General features: G+C 67.0%; 15 protein-coding genes. 7 read left to right on the top strand and 8 right to left on the bottom strand.

Annotated elements, in window-relative coordinates:
* Nucleotides 1–7: 7 nt before the first annotated feature.
* The 5 genes from kdsA to tpiA all read right to left on the bottom strand — a co-directional run bounded on the left by kdsA (nt 8) and on the right by tpiA (nt 4,988).
* Nucleotides 8–856, bottom strand: coding sequence for a 3-deoxy-8-phosphooctulonate synthase (gene kdsA, locus M2319_RS20610; protein ID WP_264603353.1), 849 nt, complete (start codon nt 854–856; stop codon nt 8–10).
* Nucleotides 853–1,737, bottom strand: a complete 885-nt coding sequence (locus tag M2319_RS20605; RefSeq protein ID WP_264603352.1) for a VOC family protein — start codon at nt 1,735–1,737, stop codon at nt 853–855. Before M2319_RS20605 ends, kdsA begins: the two co-directional genes overlap by 4 nt.
* Nucleotides 1,738–1,811: 74 nt before the next feature.
* A complete protein-coding gene (locus M2319_RS20600; RefSeq protein WP_264603351.1) occupies nt 1,812–3,440 on the bottom strand; it encodes a CTP synthase in 1,629 nt (542 codons plus the stop codon).
* Nucleotides 3,441–3,553: 113 nt separating this feature from the next.
* Entirely contained in the window at nt 3,554–4,027 is a 474-nt protein-coding gene (gene secG, locus M2319_RS20595) for a preprotein translocase subunit SecG (protein ID WP_264603350.1), read from the bottom strand.
* A gap of 199 nt (nt 4,028–4,226) precedes the next feature.
* Complete coding sequence (tpiA, locus tag M2319_RS20590) at nt 4,227–4,988, bottom strand: triose-phosphate isomerase (protein WP_264603349.1); 762 nt, start codon at nt 4,986–4,988, stop codon at nt 4,227–4,229.
* A 204-nt stretch (nt 4,989–5,192) separates the two neighbouring features.
* On the opposite strand from tpiA, the gene M2319_RS20585 reads away from it, so the two are divergent.
* From M2319_RS20585 to M2319_RS20565, 5 genes are all read left to right on the top strand, one after another.
* Entirely contained in the window at nt 5,193–7,079 is a 1,887-nt protein-coding gene (locus M2319_RS20585) for a SurA N-terminal domain-containing protein (protein WP_264603348.1), read from the top strand.
* 67 nt (nt 7,080–7,146) lie between these two features.
* Nucleotides 7,147–8,160 carry an anthranilate phosphoribosyltransferase gene (gene trpD / locus M2319_RS20580; protein ID WP_264603347.1) on the top strand — a complete coding sequence of 338 codons (1,014 nt, stop codon included), beginning with the start codon at nt 7,147–7,149 and terminating at the stop codon, nt 8,158–8,160.
* Nucleotides 8,161–8,166: 6 nt separating this feature from the next.
* On the top strand, nt 8,167–8,988 hold the full coding sequence (gene trpC / locus M2319_RS20575; protein ID WP_264603346.1) for an indole-3-glycerol phosphate synthase TrpC: 822 nt from the start codon (nt 8,167–8,169) through the stop codon (nt 8,986–8,988).
* 4 nt (nt 8,989–8,992) lie between these two features.
* Nucleotides 8,993–9,505: a cyclic pyranopterin monophosphate synthase MoaC gene (moaC, locus tag M2319_RS20570; RefSeq protein ID WP_264603345.1), complete on the top strand. Its 513-nt coding sequence runs from the start codon at nt 8,993–8,995 to the stop codon at nt 9,503–9,505.
* Nucleotides 9,502–10,713: a molybdopterin molybdotransferase MoeA gene (locus M2319_RS20565; protein ID WP_264603344.1), complete on the top strand. Its 1,212-nt coding sequence runs from the start codon at nt 9,502–9,504 to the stop codon at nt 10,711–10,713. Before moaC ends, M2319_RS20565 begins: the two co-directional genes overlap by 4 nt.
* On the opposite strand, the gene M2319_RS20560 is transcribed toward M2319_RS20565, so the two are convergent.
* Complete coding sequence (locus M2319_RS20560; RefSeq protein ID WP_264603343.1) at nt 10,708–11,574, bottom strand: fumarylacetoacetate hydrolase family protein; 867 nt, start codon at nt 11,572–11,574, stop codon at nt 10,708–10,710. The two genes, M2319_RS20565 and M2319_RS20560, sit on opposite strands and share 6 nt — an antisense overlap.
* Nucleotides 11,575–11,741: 167 nt before the next feature.
* On the opposite strand from M2319_RS20560, the gene M2319_RS20555 reads away from it, so the two are divergent.
* The gene (locus M2319_RS20555) at nt 11,742–12,227 is read left to right on the top strand and encodes an Lrp/AsnC family transcriptional regulator (RefSeq protein WP_264603405.1); all 486 of its coding nucleotides are present in this window, start codon (nt 11,742–11,744) and stop codon (nt 12,225–12,227) included.
* 15 nt (nt 12,228–12,242) lie between these two features.
* Here M2319_RS20555 and M2319_RS20550 read toward each other — a convergent pair whose 3' ends face one another.
* Together M2319_RS20550 and M2319_RS20545 are read right to left on the bottom strand one after the other, a co-directional pair.
* On the bottom strand, nt 12,243–13,004 hold the full coding sequence (locus M2319_RS20550) for a GntR family transcriptional regulator (RefSeq protein ID WP_264603342.1): 762 nt from the start codon (nt 13,002–13,004) through the stop codon (nt 12,243–12,245).
* Between the two features lie 337 nt (nt 13,005–13,341).
* On the bottom strand, nt 13,342–14,499 hold the full coding sequence (locus M2319_RS20545) for an acyl-CoA dehydrogenase family protein (RefSeq protein ID WP_264603341.1): 1,158 nt from the start codon (nt 14,497–14,499) through the stop codon (nt 13,342–13,344).
* 150 nt (nt 14,500–14,649) lie between these two features.
* On the opposite strand from M2319_RS20545, the gene M2319_RS20540 reads away from it, so the two are divergent.
* Nucleotides 14,650–15,660 carry a zinc transporter ZntB gene (locus tag M2319_RS20540; protein ID WP_264603340.1) on the top strand — a complete coding sequence of 337 codons (1,011 nt, stop codon included), beginning with the start codon at nt 14,650–14,652 and terminating at the stop codon, nt 15,658–15,660.
* Nucleotides 15,661–15,734: the final 74 nt, after the last annotated feature.

The raw sequence follows: 15,734 nt of genomic DNA, 5'->3' as shown, positions 1-15,734 counted from the left end.
CCCGCGATCAGTCGAGCGCCACCGGATTGGCCTTGGCGACCTCGTCGAAGCGCTTCAGCAACGTGAGCAGGGCCTCCATTTCGCCGAGCGGCACCATGTTCGGCCCATCGGACGGCGCGTTGTCCGGGTCGTCATGGGTCTCGATGAAGACGCCGGCGATGCCGATGGCAACGGCAGCGCGGGCGAGCACCGGCACGAATTCACGCTGGCCGCCGGAGGCCGTGCCCTTGCCGCCGGGCTGCTGCACGGAATGGGTGGCGTCGAAGATGACCGGCGCGCCGGTCGCGGCCATGATCGGCAGGCCGCGCATGTCGGTGACGAGGGTGTTGTAGCCGAAGCTGGCGCCGCGCTCGGTCAGGAGCACGTTCGGATTGCCGGACTCCGTCACCTTGGTCAGCACGTTCGCCATGTCCCAGGGGGCGAGGAACTGGCCCTTCTTGACGTTGACGACGGCACCGGTCCTGGCCGCGGCGATCAGAAGGTCGGTCTGGCGGCAGAGGAAGGCCGGGATCTGCAGGATGTCGACCACCTCGGCGACGGGCGCGCACTGGCCGGCCTCGTGCACGTCGGTCAGCACCGGCAGGCCATAGCGCTCGCGGATCTCCGCGAAGACCGGCATGGCATCCTTGAGTCCGACGCCGCGCTTGCCGGAGATGCTGGTCCGGTTGGCCTTGTCGAAGGAGGTCTTGAAGACGAGGCCGATGCCGACCTTTTCGGAAATCTCCTTCAGCGCCGCGGCCATCTCCAGGGCGTGATCACGACTTTCCATCTGGCACGGCCCGGCGATGATGCCGAGCGGCAGGCTGTTGGAAAAGCGGACATTGCCGGCGGCAACGGTGCTGTTGGGGCTGCTCATGAAGCGGGATTCTCCTGGAAGGCAAGGACGGTGGCAAGGCCCGGTGCCGGGGCGACGACGATGCGGCTGCCGCGCACCTCGAAGGCGACGCCGTTTTGCGTCAGCAAGTCCTTGAGGCGTGCAAGGTCGGCCACAGTGACGACGAAGGCGGAAAGCCGCGGGCCGCGGCCGGAAAGTTTTGCATCGCGCCCGAAGATCATACGGAACGCGGCTGGCGTGACGATGGAAAAGGCGCCCTTCGGCAGCTCGGCATGGATGCCCAGCGAGGAGGCGTGGATGCCGCGCTCGCCGGTGACGACCTCAAGGTCGTACTGGAAGTCGCTGGGGTTCTCTTCCGCGGCGAACACCTCGGCAATGCCGAGCGCGCCGTTCTCGTGGGTGGTGTTGCCGGGCGCCCAGAAGCCCTCGGTGCCGATGTGCTGGCAGCAGAACAGCGTCATGTCGGGCGAGCGCTCGTCAAGCGCATAGGCAAGGCGGACGCCGATGGTGGTCTCGGAACCGTCGGCCGCGACGGCCTTGCGCTCAAAGGGAAACACCGGCCCGCCGCCATAGCCGGCCTCGTCGAGCCTGGCCCGATCGGCATCGGCGTCTTCCGTCGTCAGCGCCAGCTTGGAAAAGCCCTCCGGACCGCAGCGGAAGCGATAGGCGTCGAAGCGGCGCAGGAACACGTAGCCCTTGCGGGCATGTTCTTCCATCTCGATGCGGTTGGCGACGGCAAGCGGCTCCAGATAAGTGCGGTTCTGGAAGAAGACGCAGGCGTTCTTGGTGCCGAAGGGATGCAGCGCATCGGGCGCGACGGTGAAGCCGAGGGCGCCCAGCCGCGCCCGCGCGATGGCGAGATCGCGGACCGGAAGAACCAGATGATCGATGCCGTGAACCATAGCTTACCGCCCTTCAGGCGACGTTCCATTGCGCGCGAATATGGCACCCTCGCGACTGTCCGGGCAAAAAGGGATCAGACCAGACGGCTTTGGGCCAGCGCCGCGGCGATGAAGGAGGCAAAGAGCGGGTGCGGCGCGAAGGGGCGCGACTTCAGTTCGGGGTGGAACTGGACGCCGATGAACCAGGGATGGTCGATGAATTCGACCGTTTCCGGCAGCACGCCGTCCGGCGACATGCCGGCAAAGCGCATGCCGCGCTCCTCCAGCCGGTCGCGATAGGCGCAGTTGACCTCGTAGCGATGGCGGTGGCGTTCGGAAATATCGGTGTCGCCGTAGATCGCGGCGATGCGGCTGTCGGCGGCGAGCCTGGCCGGATAGGCGCCGAGGCGCATGGTGCCGCCGAGATCGGCGTCGGTGCCGCGCTTTTCCAGCTCGTTGCCCTTCAACCACTCCGTCATCAGGCCGACCACGGGGTCCTCGGTCGGGCCGAACTCGGTGGAGCTTGCCCCGCCGATGCCGGCGAGCGAGCGGGCGGCCTCGATCACCGCCATCTGCATGCCGAAGCAGATGCCGAAATAGGGCACCTTGCGGCGGCGCGCGAAGCCGGCCGCCTTGATCTTTCCCTCCGCGCCGCGCTCGCCGAAGCCGCCCGGCACCAGGATGCCGTTGACATGCTCCAGGCGTGGCGTCGGGTCCTCCACGTCGAAGGTGGCGGACTCGATCCATTCGATGTTGACGTGGATGTTGTTGGCGATGCCGCCATGGATCAGCGCCTCGAACAGCGACTTGTAGGCGTCCTTGAGGCCCGTGTACTTGCCGACGACGGCGATCGTCACCTCGCCTTCCGGATGGGTGATGCGGTGGGAAATGGTTTGCCAGCGGGTGAGGTCCGGGGCCGGCGCACCCGTGTAGCCGAAGGCGTTCAGCACCTCGTCGTCGAGCCCCTGTGCGTGGTAGGCGATCGGCACGTCGTAGATCGAGTCCGCGTCGAGCGCCGGGATCACCGCCGATTCCCGCACGTTGCAGAACAGCGCCAGCTTGCGGCGCTCGGCCATCGGGATTTCCCGGTCGCAGCGAACCAAGAGGATGTCCGGCTGGATGCCGATGGAGCGCAGTTCCTTGACCGAGTGCTGGGTCGGCTTGGTCTTCAACTCGCCGGCACTCGGGATGAACGGCATCAAGGTGAGGTGGATGTAGACCGCCGCGCCGCGCGGCAGGTCGTTGCCGAGCTGGCGGATCGCCTCGAAGAACGGCAGGCCCTCGATATCGCCGACGGTGCCGCCGATCTCGCACAGGACGAAGTCGTACTCCTCGTTGCCGTCGAGCACGAATTCCTTGATGGCGTCGGTGACGTGGGGAATGACCTGGACGGTGCCGCCGAGATAGTCGCCGCGGCGCTCCTTGGCGATGATGTCCTGGTAGATGCGGCCGGTGGTGATGTTGTCCATCCGGTTGGCGGGCCGGCCGGTAAAGCGCTCGTAGTGGCCGAGGTCGAGGTCGGTCTCGGCGCCGTCGTCGGTGACGTAGACCTCGCCGTGCTGGTACGGCGACATCGTTCCCGGATCGACGTTGAGATAGGGGTCGAGCTTGCGCAGCCGGACCTTGTAGCCACGCGCCTGAAGGAGGGCACCGAGGGCCGCCGACGCAAGCCCCTTGCCGAGTGACGACACCACGCCGCCGGTGATGAAAACATACCGCGCCATGGGCGACCGTTATACCGTTCAGCTTGCCGATTCGAACAGCGTCGAATCGCGCGATCCAGAGGTTTCCACCGCGCCCCGTTGAAGGGCGCGGCGGGATGATGGGAAAAGCCCGGCTACTGCGAGTTCGGAACCTGCGGTCCGCTCGGCTGCTCGGGTGTCTGCAGCCGGTCGAGGAGGCTCGGGCCGCTGTCGCCGGACGGGGCAGACGGCGCGGCGGGCGGGGCCGCAGGCGCGGTGCCTTCGCCGGCCGGAGCGTCCGGCGTTGCCGGCGGCGTCGTCGGCTGGGTGTCGGTCGCCGGCTCTTCGGTCGTCTGGGTGCCGACCGCCGGGATGAGGTCGAAGATCGACGTCGGCGCCTCGCCCATGCGGGCGATCACCGTCAGGATGATCGACGTGGCGAAGAAGGTGGCGGCCAGGATCGCCGTCGTGCGGGTCAGGAGATTGGCCGTGCCGCGGCTGGAAAACAGGCCGCCGCCACCGCCGCCGCCGCCGATCCCCAGCGCGCCCCCTTCGGAGCGCTGCAGCAGGATGACGGCAACGAGGGCGATCACGACCATCAGATGGATGACGATGATGACGGTTTGCATACGTGTCCGGCTCGAAAATGTGCGGAAAGTTGAGCGCGTCTTACACCATAGCCGCGGTGCATGTCACCCCGGCGATCGCCTCAACGCGTGCCCCTCATATAGTGTCCGTGCGGCATTCGCAACACGGCAAGGCCCCGGCGACGCGTGCCGCCGGGACGGTCAGTGCCCCTGCCGTCGACCCCGCGGGGCCGGCGACCGCCTATTTGTAGGCGGCCAGAATGCCGAGGAAGTCGGCCGCCTTGAGGCTGGCGCCGCCGACCAGCGCGCCGTCCACATTGGCGACAGCCATCAGCTCAGACGCGTTCGACGGCTTCACCGAGCCGCCATAGAGGATGCGCACCTTGCCGCCTACGTCGCCATACATGGCAACGAGCTTTTCGCGGATGAAGGCATGCACCTCGGCGACGTCGTCGGCCGTCGGGGTGAGGCCCGTGCCGATCGCCCAGACGGGCTCATAGGCAACGATCAGGTTGGCGGCGGTGGCGCCTTCCGGCAGCGAGCCGGCGACCTGGGTGCCGACCACGTCGAGGGTCTTTCCGGCCTCGCGCTCGTCCTTGGTCTCGCCGACGCAGACGATGGCGACGAGCCCGGCGCGGTGGACGGCAAGCGCCTTGTCCTTGACGACGGCATCGCTCTCGCCGTGGTCGGTGCGGCGCTCCGAATGGCCGACGATGACGGCGGCAGCACCGGCGTCGGCGAACATTTCCGCGGCGAGGTCGCCGGTGTGGGCGCCCTTTTCCGCCGCATGGCAGTCCTGGCCGCCGACGGTGACCGGCGAGGCGGATGCCTTTTCGGCAAAGGCGGCCACCAGCAATGCCGGCGGGCAGACCATGGCATCGGCCTTTGCGGCGAGCCCCGCATCGAAGCCGTCGATCAGGGCGGCGAGTTCGCCGGCCGAGGCCTTGAGGCCGTTCATTTTCCAGTTACCCGCGACGAGCGGCTTGATTCCGGTAGTCGTCATAGCGCTTGGATCCCCATTTCATGGTGAGTCACCCGGTCCGCCCCGTCATCTATCAGAAAGGGCCCGAAGCACAAAGGCCGATGCCTTGCGGCGCGCCGACACGGTCTCTATGATCCGCGCGCTTCGGTGCCAGTGGATAAAAGGCCTCGGGCCACGACCCGATCGGGCAAGGCCGGCGCAGACAACGCACAACGGAAAGACAGAATGCTCGAAACCTTGCGGAAAAGCGCGACGGGTTGGGTCGCGAAGATTTTCATAGGCCTCCTGGTCATCAGCTTTGCGGTCTGGGGCATCGCCGACATCTTCCGCGGTTACGGAACGACGACGGTGGCGACGATCGGCGAGACCGAGGTGCCGGTCGAGATCTTCCGGACCACCTATAACCGTGAACTGCGCCAGCTCGGCCAGCGCCTGCGCCGCCCGGTCACGGCCCAGGAGGCCGCAGCCGTCGGCCTGCCGCAGCAGGTGCTGAGCCGGCTCGTCAACGAAGCGACCCTCAATGAGGAAGCGCGCCGGATGAAGCTCGGCCTGTCGGACGAAAAGCTGGCCGAGACCATTCGCTCCGACCCGAATCTCCAGGGCCTCAACGGCAAGTTCGACCGCAACCGGCTGCAGGACCTTCTGTTCTCGCTCGGCATGAACGAGGCGTACTACCTCGCCGAACAGCGCCGGCTCTCCACGCGCCAGCAGCTTGCCGGCGCCATCGGCGGCGGCTTTAGGGCACCGGACGCCTATCTGGAAGCGATCAACCAGTACGTCAACGAGGAGCGGACGATCTCCTACCTCACCCTGCCGACCTCGGCCGCGGGCGAGATCGCCGATCCGTCCGAAGACGACCTGAAGGCCTATTACGAGGCCAACAAGGCCGATTTCCGCGCACCGGAATACCGCAAGCTGACCATCATCTCCGTCAATCCGGAGACCGTCGCCGACCCCAAGAGCGTCGAGGAGGCGGACATCCAGCAGACCTACGAGACGTCGGAAGCCTATTTCACGCCCGAAAAGCGTTTCATCCGGCAGATCGTGTTCCAGGACAAGGCGGCCGCCCAGGCAGCGGCCGACAGGCTGCAGTCCGGCGCCAGCTTCGAGGACATCGCGGCGGAGCGGAACCTGACCGCCACCGACACGGATCTCGGCCTTCTCGGCAAGTCCGAAGTGCTCGACCCGGCGATCGCCGAGGCGGCCTTTTCCATGACGGAGCCCGGTACCAGCGGCGTCATCGACGGCCGGTTCGGCACCGTCATCGTCAACGTCAAGGAAATCCAGCCGGAACAGCGCAAGCCGCTCGCCGAGGTGCGCGACCAGATCGCCCTCGACATCGCCGTCAAGCTCGCCGAGGGCGAGGTGCTGCAGATGCACGACGAGATCGAGGACGCGCGCGCCGGCGGCGCCACGCTTGCCGAAATCGCGCAGCGCTTCGGGCTGACTGCCCGGACCATCGAGGCGGTCGATGCCACCGGCAAGGATCCGGAGGGCAACGACGTCCAGTTGCCGATCGCCCAGGAGCTTCTGCAGGCCGCTTTCGACAGCGACGTCGGCGTGGAGAACGACCCGCTGCAGCAGACCAAGGGCTTCGTCTGGTACGACATCCAGGACGTGACCCCGGCGCGCGATCGCACCCTTGAGGAGGCCCGCGACAAGGTGGTCGCGGCCTGGCGTGCCAAGGAACTCGACCAGCGGCTCAGCGCCAAGGTCACCGAACTCACCGAGCGGCTGAAGAGCGGCACGGAGCTTTCCGCCATCGCCGGAGAACTCGGCACCGAGGTTCGGACCGCCGAGGGCCTGAAGCGCAATGCGCCCAAGGACGGCGTCGACGGTGCCGTCGTCGCCGCCGCCTTCCGCGGCCCTGAGGGTGACATCGAAAGCGTCAAGCTTAGCGATGGCAGCCGCGTCCTCCTCAAGGTCACCGCGGTCGCGCCGCCGGTGTTCTTTGCCGAGGCCGCCGACATGCAGCAGATCCGCGAGCAGCTCAACGCCCAGATCTTCGGCTCCGTTCTGGCGCAATATGTCACCCAGATTCAGGAGCGGCTGGGCGTTACCATCAACCAGCAGGCGGTGGCCTCGACGCTGGGCCTCAACGACCTGCAATAGAGCCAACCGGATTTTTCGGGCGCGGCCCCGTGCTTGCGCCCGAATGCAGCTAAGGGATCTATCGCCGATGGCCGATTTCAAATCGCTGATCGCCAAGGTCGCCGACGGCAAGGCGCTCGACGCGGCCGAGGCAACGGACGCCTTCGAGGTGATCATGTCGGGCGACGCGACGCCCTCTCAGATCGGCGGCTTCCTGATGGCGCTGCGCGTGCGCGGCGAGACGGTCGACGAGATCACCGGCGCGGCCTCGACGATGCGGGCGAAGATGGTGCCGGTGACCGCGCCGGAGAACGCCATCGACATCGTCGGCACCGGGGGTGATGCCTCCGGCTCCTATAACGTGTCGACCTGCGCGGCCTTCGTCGTTGCCGCCGCTGGCGTTCCCGTCGCCAAGCACGGCAACCGGGCGCTGTCGTCGAAATCGGGCGCCGCCGACGTGCTGATGGCCCTCGGCGTCAATATCGAGCTGCAGCCCGAGGCGATCTCGCGCTGCATCGCCGAGGCCGGGCTCGGCTTCATGTTCGCCCCCTCGCACCACCAGGCGATGCGCCATGTCGGCCCGACCCGCGTCGAGCTTGGCACGCGCACGATCTTCAACCTGCTCGGTCCGCTCTCCAACCCGGCCGGGGTCAAGCGGCAGATGACCGGCGTTTTCTCTGAAGCCTGGGTCGAGCCGCTCGCCCATGTGCTCGCCAATCTCGGCAGCGAGCGGGCCTGGATCGTCCACGGCTCCGACGGCCTCGACGAGATCACCACCACCGGCCCGACGAGCGTTGCCGAACTGAAGGACGGCAAGGTGACGACCTTCACCATCACGCCGGGCGATGTCGGCCTGTCGACCGCAAGGCCGGAAGAGCTGAAGGGCGGCGATGCCGCGACCAATGCCGAGGCGCTCACTGCCGTCCTTTCCGGTGCGTCCGGCGCCTATCGCGACATCGTGCTGATGAATGCCGGCGCCTCGCTGGTCGTTGCCGGCGCTGCCGACGACCTCGTCACCGGCATCGAGAAAGCGGCCGCCGCCATAGACGGCGGATCGGCCAAGGCCACCCTTGACCGGCTGGTCGCCGTCTCCAATCAATAGGACCTGATGACCGATATCCTGACCAAGATCGAAGCCTACAAGCGCGAGGAAATCGCCGTCGCCAAGGCCAAGCTGCCGCCGGCGGACCTTGCCGCACGGCTTTCCGAGACCGAAGACCGCCCGCGCGGCTTCCTGTCCGCACTGAAGGAAAAGGTCGAGGCCGGTGAGACCGGGCTGATTGCCGAGATCAAGAAGGCGAGCCCGTCGAAGGGCCTGATCCGGGCGGATTTCGACCCCCCTTCCCTTGCCCGGGCCTATGACGAGGGCGGCGCGGCCTGCCTCTCGGTGCTGACCGATACGCCCTCTTTCCAGGGCCATCCAGACTTTCTGGGCGCGGCGCGGAACGCCGTCGAACTGCCGGTGCTGCGCAAGGATTTCCTCTACGACACCTACCAGGTCGACGAGGCGCGGCTGTGGGGTGCCGACTGCATCCTCATCATCATGGCCGCCGTCGACGACGCCACTGCAAAGGCGCTGGAAGAGGCCGCCTTTTCCCGCGGCATGGACGTCCTCGTGGAGGTCCATGACGACGCCGAGCTTGAGCGGGCGCTGAAGCTCTCGTCAAAACTCCTCGGCATCAACAACCGCAACCTCAAGACCTTCGAGACCACCCTTGAGACCAGCGAACGACTCGCCGCCCAAGTGCCGGACGACCGACTGCTGGTCGGCGAGAGCGGCATCTTCACGCCGGCCGACATCGCCCGGCTCGGCACTGTGGGCATCCGGAGCTTCCTCGTCGGCGAGAGCCTGATGCGCCAGGAGGACGTTGCCGCCGCGACCCGCGCGCTGCTTGCGCCGGTATCCGACGCCAGCCGCGCGGCGGAGTGACGCCATGGCCGACAGCGACCACCTCACCCATATCGATGCTTCCGGCAAGGCCGACATGGTCGACGTCTCCGACAAGGCGGTGACCGAGCGCGTCGCCGTTGCGACCGGCTCCGTGACCATGCTGCCGGAGACGCTGAAGATGATCCTTGCGGGCGACGCCAAGAAGGGCGACGTCATCGGCACCGCACGCATCGCCGGCATCATGGCGGCCAAGCGCACCCACGAGCTGATCCCGCTCTGCCATCCGCTGCTGCTGACCAAGGTTTCCGTCGACATCGAGCCGGACGAGAGCCTGCCCGGCCTCGTCGTCACCGCGACCGCCAAGGTCGGCGGCCAGACCGGCGTCGAGATGGAAGCGCTGACGGCGGCGAGCGTTGCCTGCCTCACGGTCTACGACATGGCCAAGGCCGTCGACCGGTTCATGGAGATCGGCGGCATCCGGCTTTTGGAGAAATCCGGCGGCCGCTCCGGCCACTGGCGCGCGCCCGAAAAGGGCTCTGGGAAGGATGGGGCATGAGCCTCCTTTCCGTCGAAGAGGCCCATAAGCGATTGCTCGACGGCATCGGGCCGGTCGGCACCGAGGTCGTGCCGCTTGCCGAGGCCAATGGCCGGTTCCTTGCCGAGGACGTCTATTCCCTGCGCACCCAGCCGCCCTTCGATGCCTCGGCCATGGACGGCTATGCGGTGCGCGCGCACGACCTTTCCAAGGTGCCGACGACGCTGCAGGTGATCGGCGAGGCGGCGGCCGGCCACGGGTTCGACGGCACGGTCAATCCGGGTGAGGCGGTGCGCATCTTCACCGGCGCGCCGCTGCCGGACGGCGCCGATGCGATCCTGATCCAGGAAAAGACGCGGCCCGGCGAGACCCTGGACACCGTCACCGCCCTCTCCTCCGTCCCGGTCGATGAATATATCCGCCCGGCCGGTCTCGACTTCGCCCTCGGCCAGAAGCTGCTGACCAGGGGTCGCCGCCTCGGCTATCGGGAGCTGGCGCTCGCCGCGGCCATGAACCACGACACGCTCAGGGTCGCAAAACGCCCGAAGGTGGCATTCCTTGCCACCGGCGACGAGCTGGTGCCGCCGGGCGACGAGCCGGGCCCGTTCCAGATCGTCGCCTCCAACGGCTTTGCCCTCGGCGCGATGCTCGCCGATCTCGGCGCCGAGCCCATCGATCTCGGGATTGCGCCGGACGCGGCCGACGTCATCGCGGACAAGGCGCGTTCCGCCATCGACGGCGGCGCCCATGTCCTCGTCACCCTCGGCGGCGCCTCGGTCGGCGACCACGACATGGTGCAGACGGCGCTCGGCGATATCGGCTTCGAGCTTGGCTTCTGGCGCATCGCCATGGTGCCCGGAAAGCCGCTGATCTCCGGCCATATCGGGCCGATGCGCGTGCTCGGCCTGCCGGGCAATCCGGTCTCCAGCATCGTCTGCGCGCTATTGTTCCTGCATCCGCTGGTGCGGGCGCTGCAGGGCGCAAGCGAGGTGCACAGCCGGGAAGAGACGGCGGTCCTCGGCGATCCGGTCGCAGAGAACGGCGAGCGTCAGGCCTATATGCGGGCGCGGCTCAGCTTCAGCCGCTCCGGCCATGTGGTGGCAACGCCCGTCTCGCTGCAGGATTCCTCGCTGCTGGCGACGCTCTCCGGCGCCGACGCCCTCGTCATCCGGCCGCCCCATGCGCCGGCGGCCGAGGTCGGCAGCCCGTGCCGGATCATCCGGCTATAGGGCCTTCACCGGGTTTTCCAGCGTCCCGATGCCGGCGATCTCGATTTTCACGCGGTCGCCGTCCTTCAGGTATTTCGGCGGATCGAAGCCCATGCCGACGCCGGCGGGCGTGCCGGTCGCGATGACGTCGCCAGGCTTCAGGGTGATGCCATTGGAGAGCACGGCAATCAGCGTCGGCACGTCGAAGATCATCAGGGCCGTGTTGGAATCCTGGCGCAGCTCGTCATTGACCCAGCATTTGACGCTGGTGTCGGCAAGGTCGACCTCGTCGGCGGTGACCGCCCACGGCCCCATCGGGCAGAAGGTGTCCTGGGATTTGCCGATCAGCCACTGGGTGTGCTGGAGTTGCAGGTCGCGGGCCGAGACGTCGTTGATAATCGTGAAGCCCCAGACGTGGTCCATGGCATTCTCGGGCGCAATGCAGCGCCCTTCCTTGCCGATGATGACGGCCAGTTCGGCCTCGTAGTCGATGGCGGTGGAGACGGCGGCATCGATCTCGATCGCCGCGCCTGGCGCGATGACCGTCTCCGGTACCTTGGAAAAGACGATCGGCGCCTTCGGGCCGTCGGCGCCGACGGGGGCGCTCCGAAAGCCCTGATTGGCCATTTCCGCGACGTGCTCACGGTAGTTCTTGCCGATGCAGAAGACGTTGCGGGCGGGGCGCGGGATCGGCGCGCGGAGTGTCACCAGCGACAGCGGCACAGTGTCGGTCACCGGCAGCTTTGCCCCGGAAAAGACGCAGCCAATGCCGGTCGCCTCGACCGTTTCGGCCGCAACGTCTAAGCGTTCCACGACGCCCTCGGCCTCCTTGACCCGCCCGACATGGCACCCGCCCTGCCAATCGAAAACCGCCAGTTTCATCGTCGTCGCCTTTCCGCCGCTTGCCGCCTCATGCCTCGGGACCGGCCGGCGTGCAATTGCCGATCGTCCCGGTTCCTTCGCTTCTAGCACGATGACGGGCGGTGGGAATACGGGGGGCGCTCTCTGCTTGCCGCCCTCGCCGGTTCGGCTATTCTCGCGGTCCCATGATCAAGCTCGACCGATACGACCTGAAGATTCTCCAGATCCTCCAGAGCCAGGGCCGGATTTCCAAGGTCCGGCTGGCGGAGGCGGTCGGGCTGTCGACCAGTCCGACATGGGAGCGGCTGAAGCGGCTGGAAGAGGCCGGCATCATCACCGGCTACCACGCCGACATCGACGCCAAGAAGCTGGCCCCGGCAACGACGGTCGTCGTCGAGGTCACCCTGGCGCAGCACCAGGCCGCGGATTTCGAGCGCTTCGAGGCCGCCGTTGGCGCCATTCCGGAGATCGTGGAGTGCCTCGCCACCGGCGGCGGCGTCGACTACGTCATGAAGGTGGTTTGCGCCAACGTCGACGCCTACCAGCGGCTCATCGACCGCATGCTGGCCGAGGATCTCGGGATCGAGCGCTATTTCAGCTATGTCGTCACCAAGCCGGTCAAGCAGGCGAGCGGCGTGCCGCTCGACGTGCTCAACGGCGGAACGGAGGCGTAAAAGCGCCTCGCCCCATCAACGAAGGGAGATTTCCAGGCGTACGGCGTCGCCGCGATAGATGCCGTCGCTGGCAAACATCACGCGCTTCTGGCGGGACAGCACGCAGCGGTGCATCAGGGCGACCGGCGAATTGACCTCGACCTTCAATAGCGCCGCGGTCTCCACGTCGGCGGTGCCGACGGTCAGCGTCTGGTGGGCCGCGCCGATGTCGTTGCCGGCGAAGTCCTGGACGAGGCTCGACAGCGCCTTGTCGTCGAGCCGGTCGGGCGGAAGGCGGCCGAAGATCTCCTCACCGATGAAGCCGGTGCCGACCATGTAGGGCTCGCCGTCGCGGATATGCAGCCGGCGCAGGGCGTGATAGCGCGGCAGGTGCGGGGCGTCGCAACTGAGGGAATCGGGCAGCCGCGTGACGATTTCCGACGACAGGGTCCGGATCGTGGCGTCGTCATGCGCGGTGCAACAGCTCGCCCAATCCATTTCCAGCCGATGCACCCGCGAGCGCACCGGCGCCCGGCGCACGAACGAGCCCTTGGCGCGGTGGCGCTCGACGAGCCCCTCTGCTTCGAGCTTGTCGAAGGCCTGGCGGATCGTCCCGCGGGCGACGCCGAATTCCTCGGCCAGATCGTCGATGTTCGGGGTCCGGCAACCGACCCGCCACTGGCCGGAAGCGATGCGGTTGCGGAACAGGGTGGCGAGTTGAAGATAGATGGCAATACGGCTTCGCTTCAGCGAACTCGCCGTTTCGTTTGCGTCCGATGACGCCGTCTGGTCGACCACAGCTTGTGATCCTTTCGAATTCGACATCCAGGGCGTGTGCGGGAGGGAAGGCCGAAAACGGCTCGTCGCGTCTTGCGCTCTGGCCTGTCGGTGCGCTCTTTCCTGCGCGTCAGCCGCCGGCTTTCGCCCGGCTGGCAGCGCGCCCAACAATACCGAGGATACGACCGCGCCGGCCGTTCGGATCAGCCATTCATCAATAAATCGGATATCTGGACCAAATGACGCATTCTTTTTTTGGAAACATTCGTTTTTGCGCCAGCCCCCGCGTTCGGCGCCCAGCCCTTCTGCACCTTTGGCGTGTGTTTTGCGCCGGCGCGGATGTGGGGATCGCGCCGGCTCAGTAGGAGCGCGGCAGGCCGAGTTCGTGGGTCGCGAGGAAGGAGAGGATCAGGTTGGTGGAGATCGGCGCTACCTGGTAGAGCCGGGTCTCGCGGAACTTCCTCTCGATGTCGAATTCCTCGGCAAAGCCGAAGCCGCCATGGGTCTGCAGGCAGACATTGGCCGCCTCCCAGGACGCATCGGCCGCCAGCATCTTGGCCATATTGGCCTCCGCGCCGCAGGACCGCTCGGCATCGTAAAGGCTCACGGCCTCGCGGCACATCAGCTCCGCGGCGCGCATGTTGGCGTAGGCCCGGGCGATCGGGAACTGCACCCCCTGGTTCTGGCCGATCGGCCGGTCGAAAACGCTGCGCTCCCCGGCATAGGCCGCCGCCCTGTCGAGGAACCACCTTGCATCGCCGATGCACTCGTGGGCGATCAGGATCCGCTCCGCATTCATGCCGGACAGGATGTAGCGGAACCCCTCGCCTTCCGTGCCGATGAGGTTTTCGGCCGGAACGCGCACATCGTCGAAGAACACCTCGGTGGTGGCGTGGTTCATCATGGTGCGGATCGGGCGGATCGTCAGGCCGTTTTCGAGCGCCTCGCGCATGTCGAGAAGGAACACCGACATGCCGTCGGTGCGGCGGGTACTCGCGTCCTTCGGCGCGGTGCGGGCAAGCAGCACCATCAGGTCGGAGTGCTCGGCCCGGCTGGTCCAGATCTTCTGTCCGTTGATGACATAGGCATCGCCGTCGCGCCGCGCGGTCGTCTTAATCGAGGTGGTGTCGGTGCCGCTCGTCGGCTCCGTCACGCCGAAGGCCTGGAGGCGCAAGGATCCGTCGGCAACCTTCGGCAGGTATTTTTCTTTCTGGGCGTCATTCCCGTGGCGCAGCACGGTTCCCATCACATACATCTGGGCATGGCAGGCAGCGCCGTTGCAGCCGGCGTGGTGGATTTCCTGAAGGATCGCCGCCGCCGCCGACAGCGGCAGCCCGGAGCCGCCGTATTCTTCCGGGATCAGAGCGGCGAGATAGCCGGCCTCCGACAATGCGTGAACAAATTCCTCCGGATAGGCGTTCTCAACGTCGAGCCGGCGCCAGTAGTCGCCCGGAAAGCCGGCGCAGAGCTGGCGCACCGCGTCGCGGATATCCGCATAGGGATCATCGAAAACCATGGGTGTTCCTCCAGGCTCTTTGCTCTTTTTTCGGTCGCACCATCGGGCGATCGACGGCAATTGGCAAGGCGGTGCGGCGCAACGGCGCTATGATGGTAGCGATGGACATCAGGCCGGGCATTACGTCCGACAAGAACGCGGATAGAGACAATGACCCTGGTCGACGACAGCCCCGAGGCCCCTCCCCGCTTCCTCGACGTCGTTTCCTTCGTCTTCGACGGCAAGGGCGGCGCGCGCGAAATCGCGGCCGACGATTTCCCGGAACACGCCTTCGCCGAGGGGGAAAGCGGCTTTGCCTGGCTGCACCTGAAGCGGGAGGCGAGCGCCACGCCCGCGCTCCTTGCCGCCCTCGACCTTGACGGCTACGTCACCGACGCGCTTACGGCGGAGGAAACCCGGCCGCGCTGCACCGTCCATGGCGACGGCGTCCTCATCAACCTGCGCGGCGTCAACCTGCACCCGTCTGCCGACCCGGAGGACATGATCTCGGTCCGGCTCTGGGCGACGGAGCGGCAGGTGATCGGCGTCTCGGTCCGCCCCCTGTTCGCCATCGGCGACCTCCTTGCCGCCATCTCGCGCGGCCAGGCGCCGGTCTCGGCCGGCGATTTCGTCGCCAAGCTGGCGCTCCGGCTCGCCGACCGGGCCGAGCCGGCCGTTGCCGACCTGACCGACGCTATCGACGACCTTGAGGACCTGTCGCTCGATCCGGAAGCGTTCGTGTCGCGCCAGGACCTTTCCGCGATCCGGCGCGCCGCGATCCTCCTCAGGCGCTATCTGGTGCCCCAGCGCGACGCGCTGTCGACCCTTGAGATCGAAGACCTTCCGTGGCTCGGCGAGCGGGACCGGGCACATTTGCGCGAGGCCGCCGACCGGGTCCTAAGGCTCGGCGAGGAGCTGGATGCGATCCGCGACCGGGCCCAGGTCGTCCACGACCAGATCCTCGACCAGCGGGCCGAAAGCCTCAATCGGCGCATGCTGCTTTTGGCCATCGTCACGGCGATCTTCCTGCCGCTCGGGCTCGTCACCAGCCTCCTCGGCATCAATGTCGGCGGCATCCCCGGCGCCGACAACCCGAACGCCTTCGCCATCGTCTGCGCGCTCCTCGCCGCCCTCGGCGCCGGCGCCTACTGGTGGTTCCGCAGGACGGGGATGTTCCGTTAGGCAGCTTGGACGGAGGCGAAAACGGATTCGTCGCACGACCTATGATTGCCTTTTTTGTAGCCAATGTATAATTC

The organism is Rhodobium gokarnense (genome assembly GCF_025961475.1).
Classification (GTDB): Bacteria; Pseudomonadota; Alphaproteobacteria; order Rhizobiales; family Rhodobiaceae; genus Rhodobium; species Rhodobium gokarnense.
The sequence above is the reverse complement of the archived record's forward strand: the minus strand, read 5'-3'. Positions and strand labels throughout refer to the sequence as shown.

Excerpts from the sequence above, each read along its gene's own strand:
- kdsA (WP_264603353.1), bottom strand. The coding sequence starts at position 856 with ATGAGCAGCCCCAACAGCACCGTTGCCGCCGGCAATGTCCGCTTTTCC.
- M2319_RS20605 (WP_264603352.1), bottom strand. The coding sequence starts at position 1,737 with ATGGTTCACGGCATCGATCATCTGGTTCTTCCGGTCCGCGATCTCGCC.
- M2319_RS20600 (WP_264603351.1), bottom strand. The coding sequence starts at position 3,440 with ATGGCGCGGTATGTTTTCATCACCGGCGGCGTGGTGTCGTCACTCGGC.
- secG (WP_264603350.1), bottom strand. The coding sequence starts at position 4,027 with ATGCAAACCGTCATCATCGTCATCCATCTGATGGTCGTGATCGCCCTC.
- tpiA (WP_264603349.1), bottom strand. The coding sequence starts at position 4,988 with ATGACGACTACCGGAATCAAGCCGCTCGTCGCGGGTAACTGGAAAATG.
- M2319_RS20585 (WP_264603348.1), top strand. The coding sequence starts at position 5,193 with ATGCTCGAAACCTTGCGGAAAAGCGCGACGGGTTGGGTCGCGAAGATT.
- trpD (WP_264603347.1), top strand. The coding sequence starts at position 7,147 with ATGGCCGATTTCAAATCGCTGATCGCCAAGGTCGCCGACGGCAAGGCG.
- trpC (WP_264603346.1), top strand. The coding sequence starts at position 8,167 with ATGACCGATATCCTGACCAAGATCGAAGCCTACAAGCGCGAGGAAATC.
- moaC (WP_264603345.1), top strand. The coding sequence starts at position 8,993 with ATGGCCGACAGCGACCACCTCACCCATATCGATGCTTCCGGCAAGGCC.
- M2319_RS20565 (WP_264603344.1), top strand. The coding sequence starts at position 9,502 with ATGAGCCTCCTTTCCGTCGAAGAGGCCCATAAGCGATTGCTCGACGGC.
- M2319_RS20560 (WP_264603343.1), bottom strand. The coding sequence starts at position 11,574 with ATGAAACTGGCGGTTTTCGATTGGCAGGGCGGGTGCCATGTCGGGCGG.
- M2319_RS20545 (WP_264603341.1), bottom strand. The coding sequence starts at position 14,499 with ATGGTTTTCGATGATCCCTATGCGGATATCCGCGACGCGGTGCGCCAG.
- M2319_RS20540 (WP_264603340.1), top strand. The coding sequence starts at position 14,650 with ATGACCCTGGTCGACGACAGCCCCGAGGCCCCTCCCCGCTTCCTCGAC.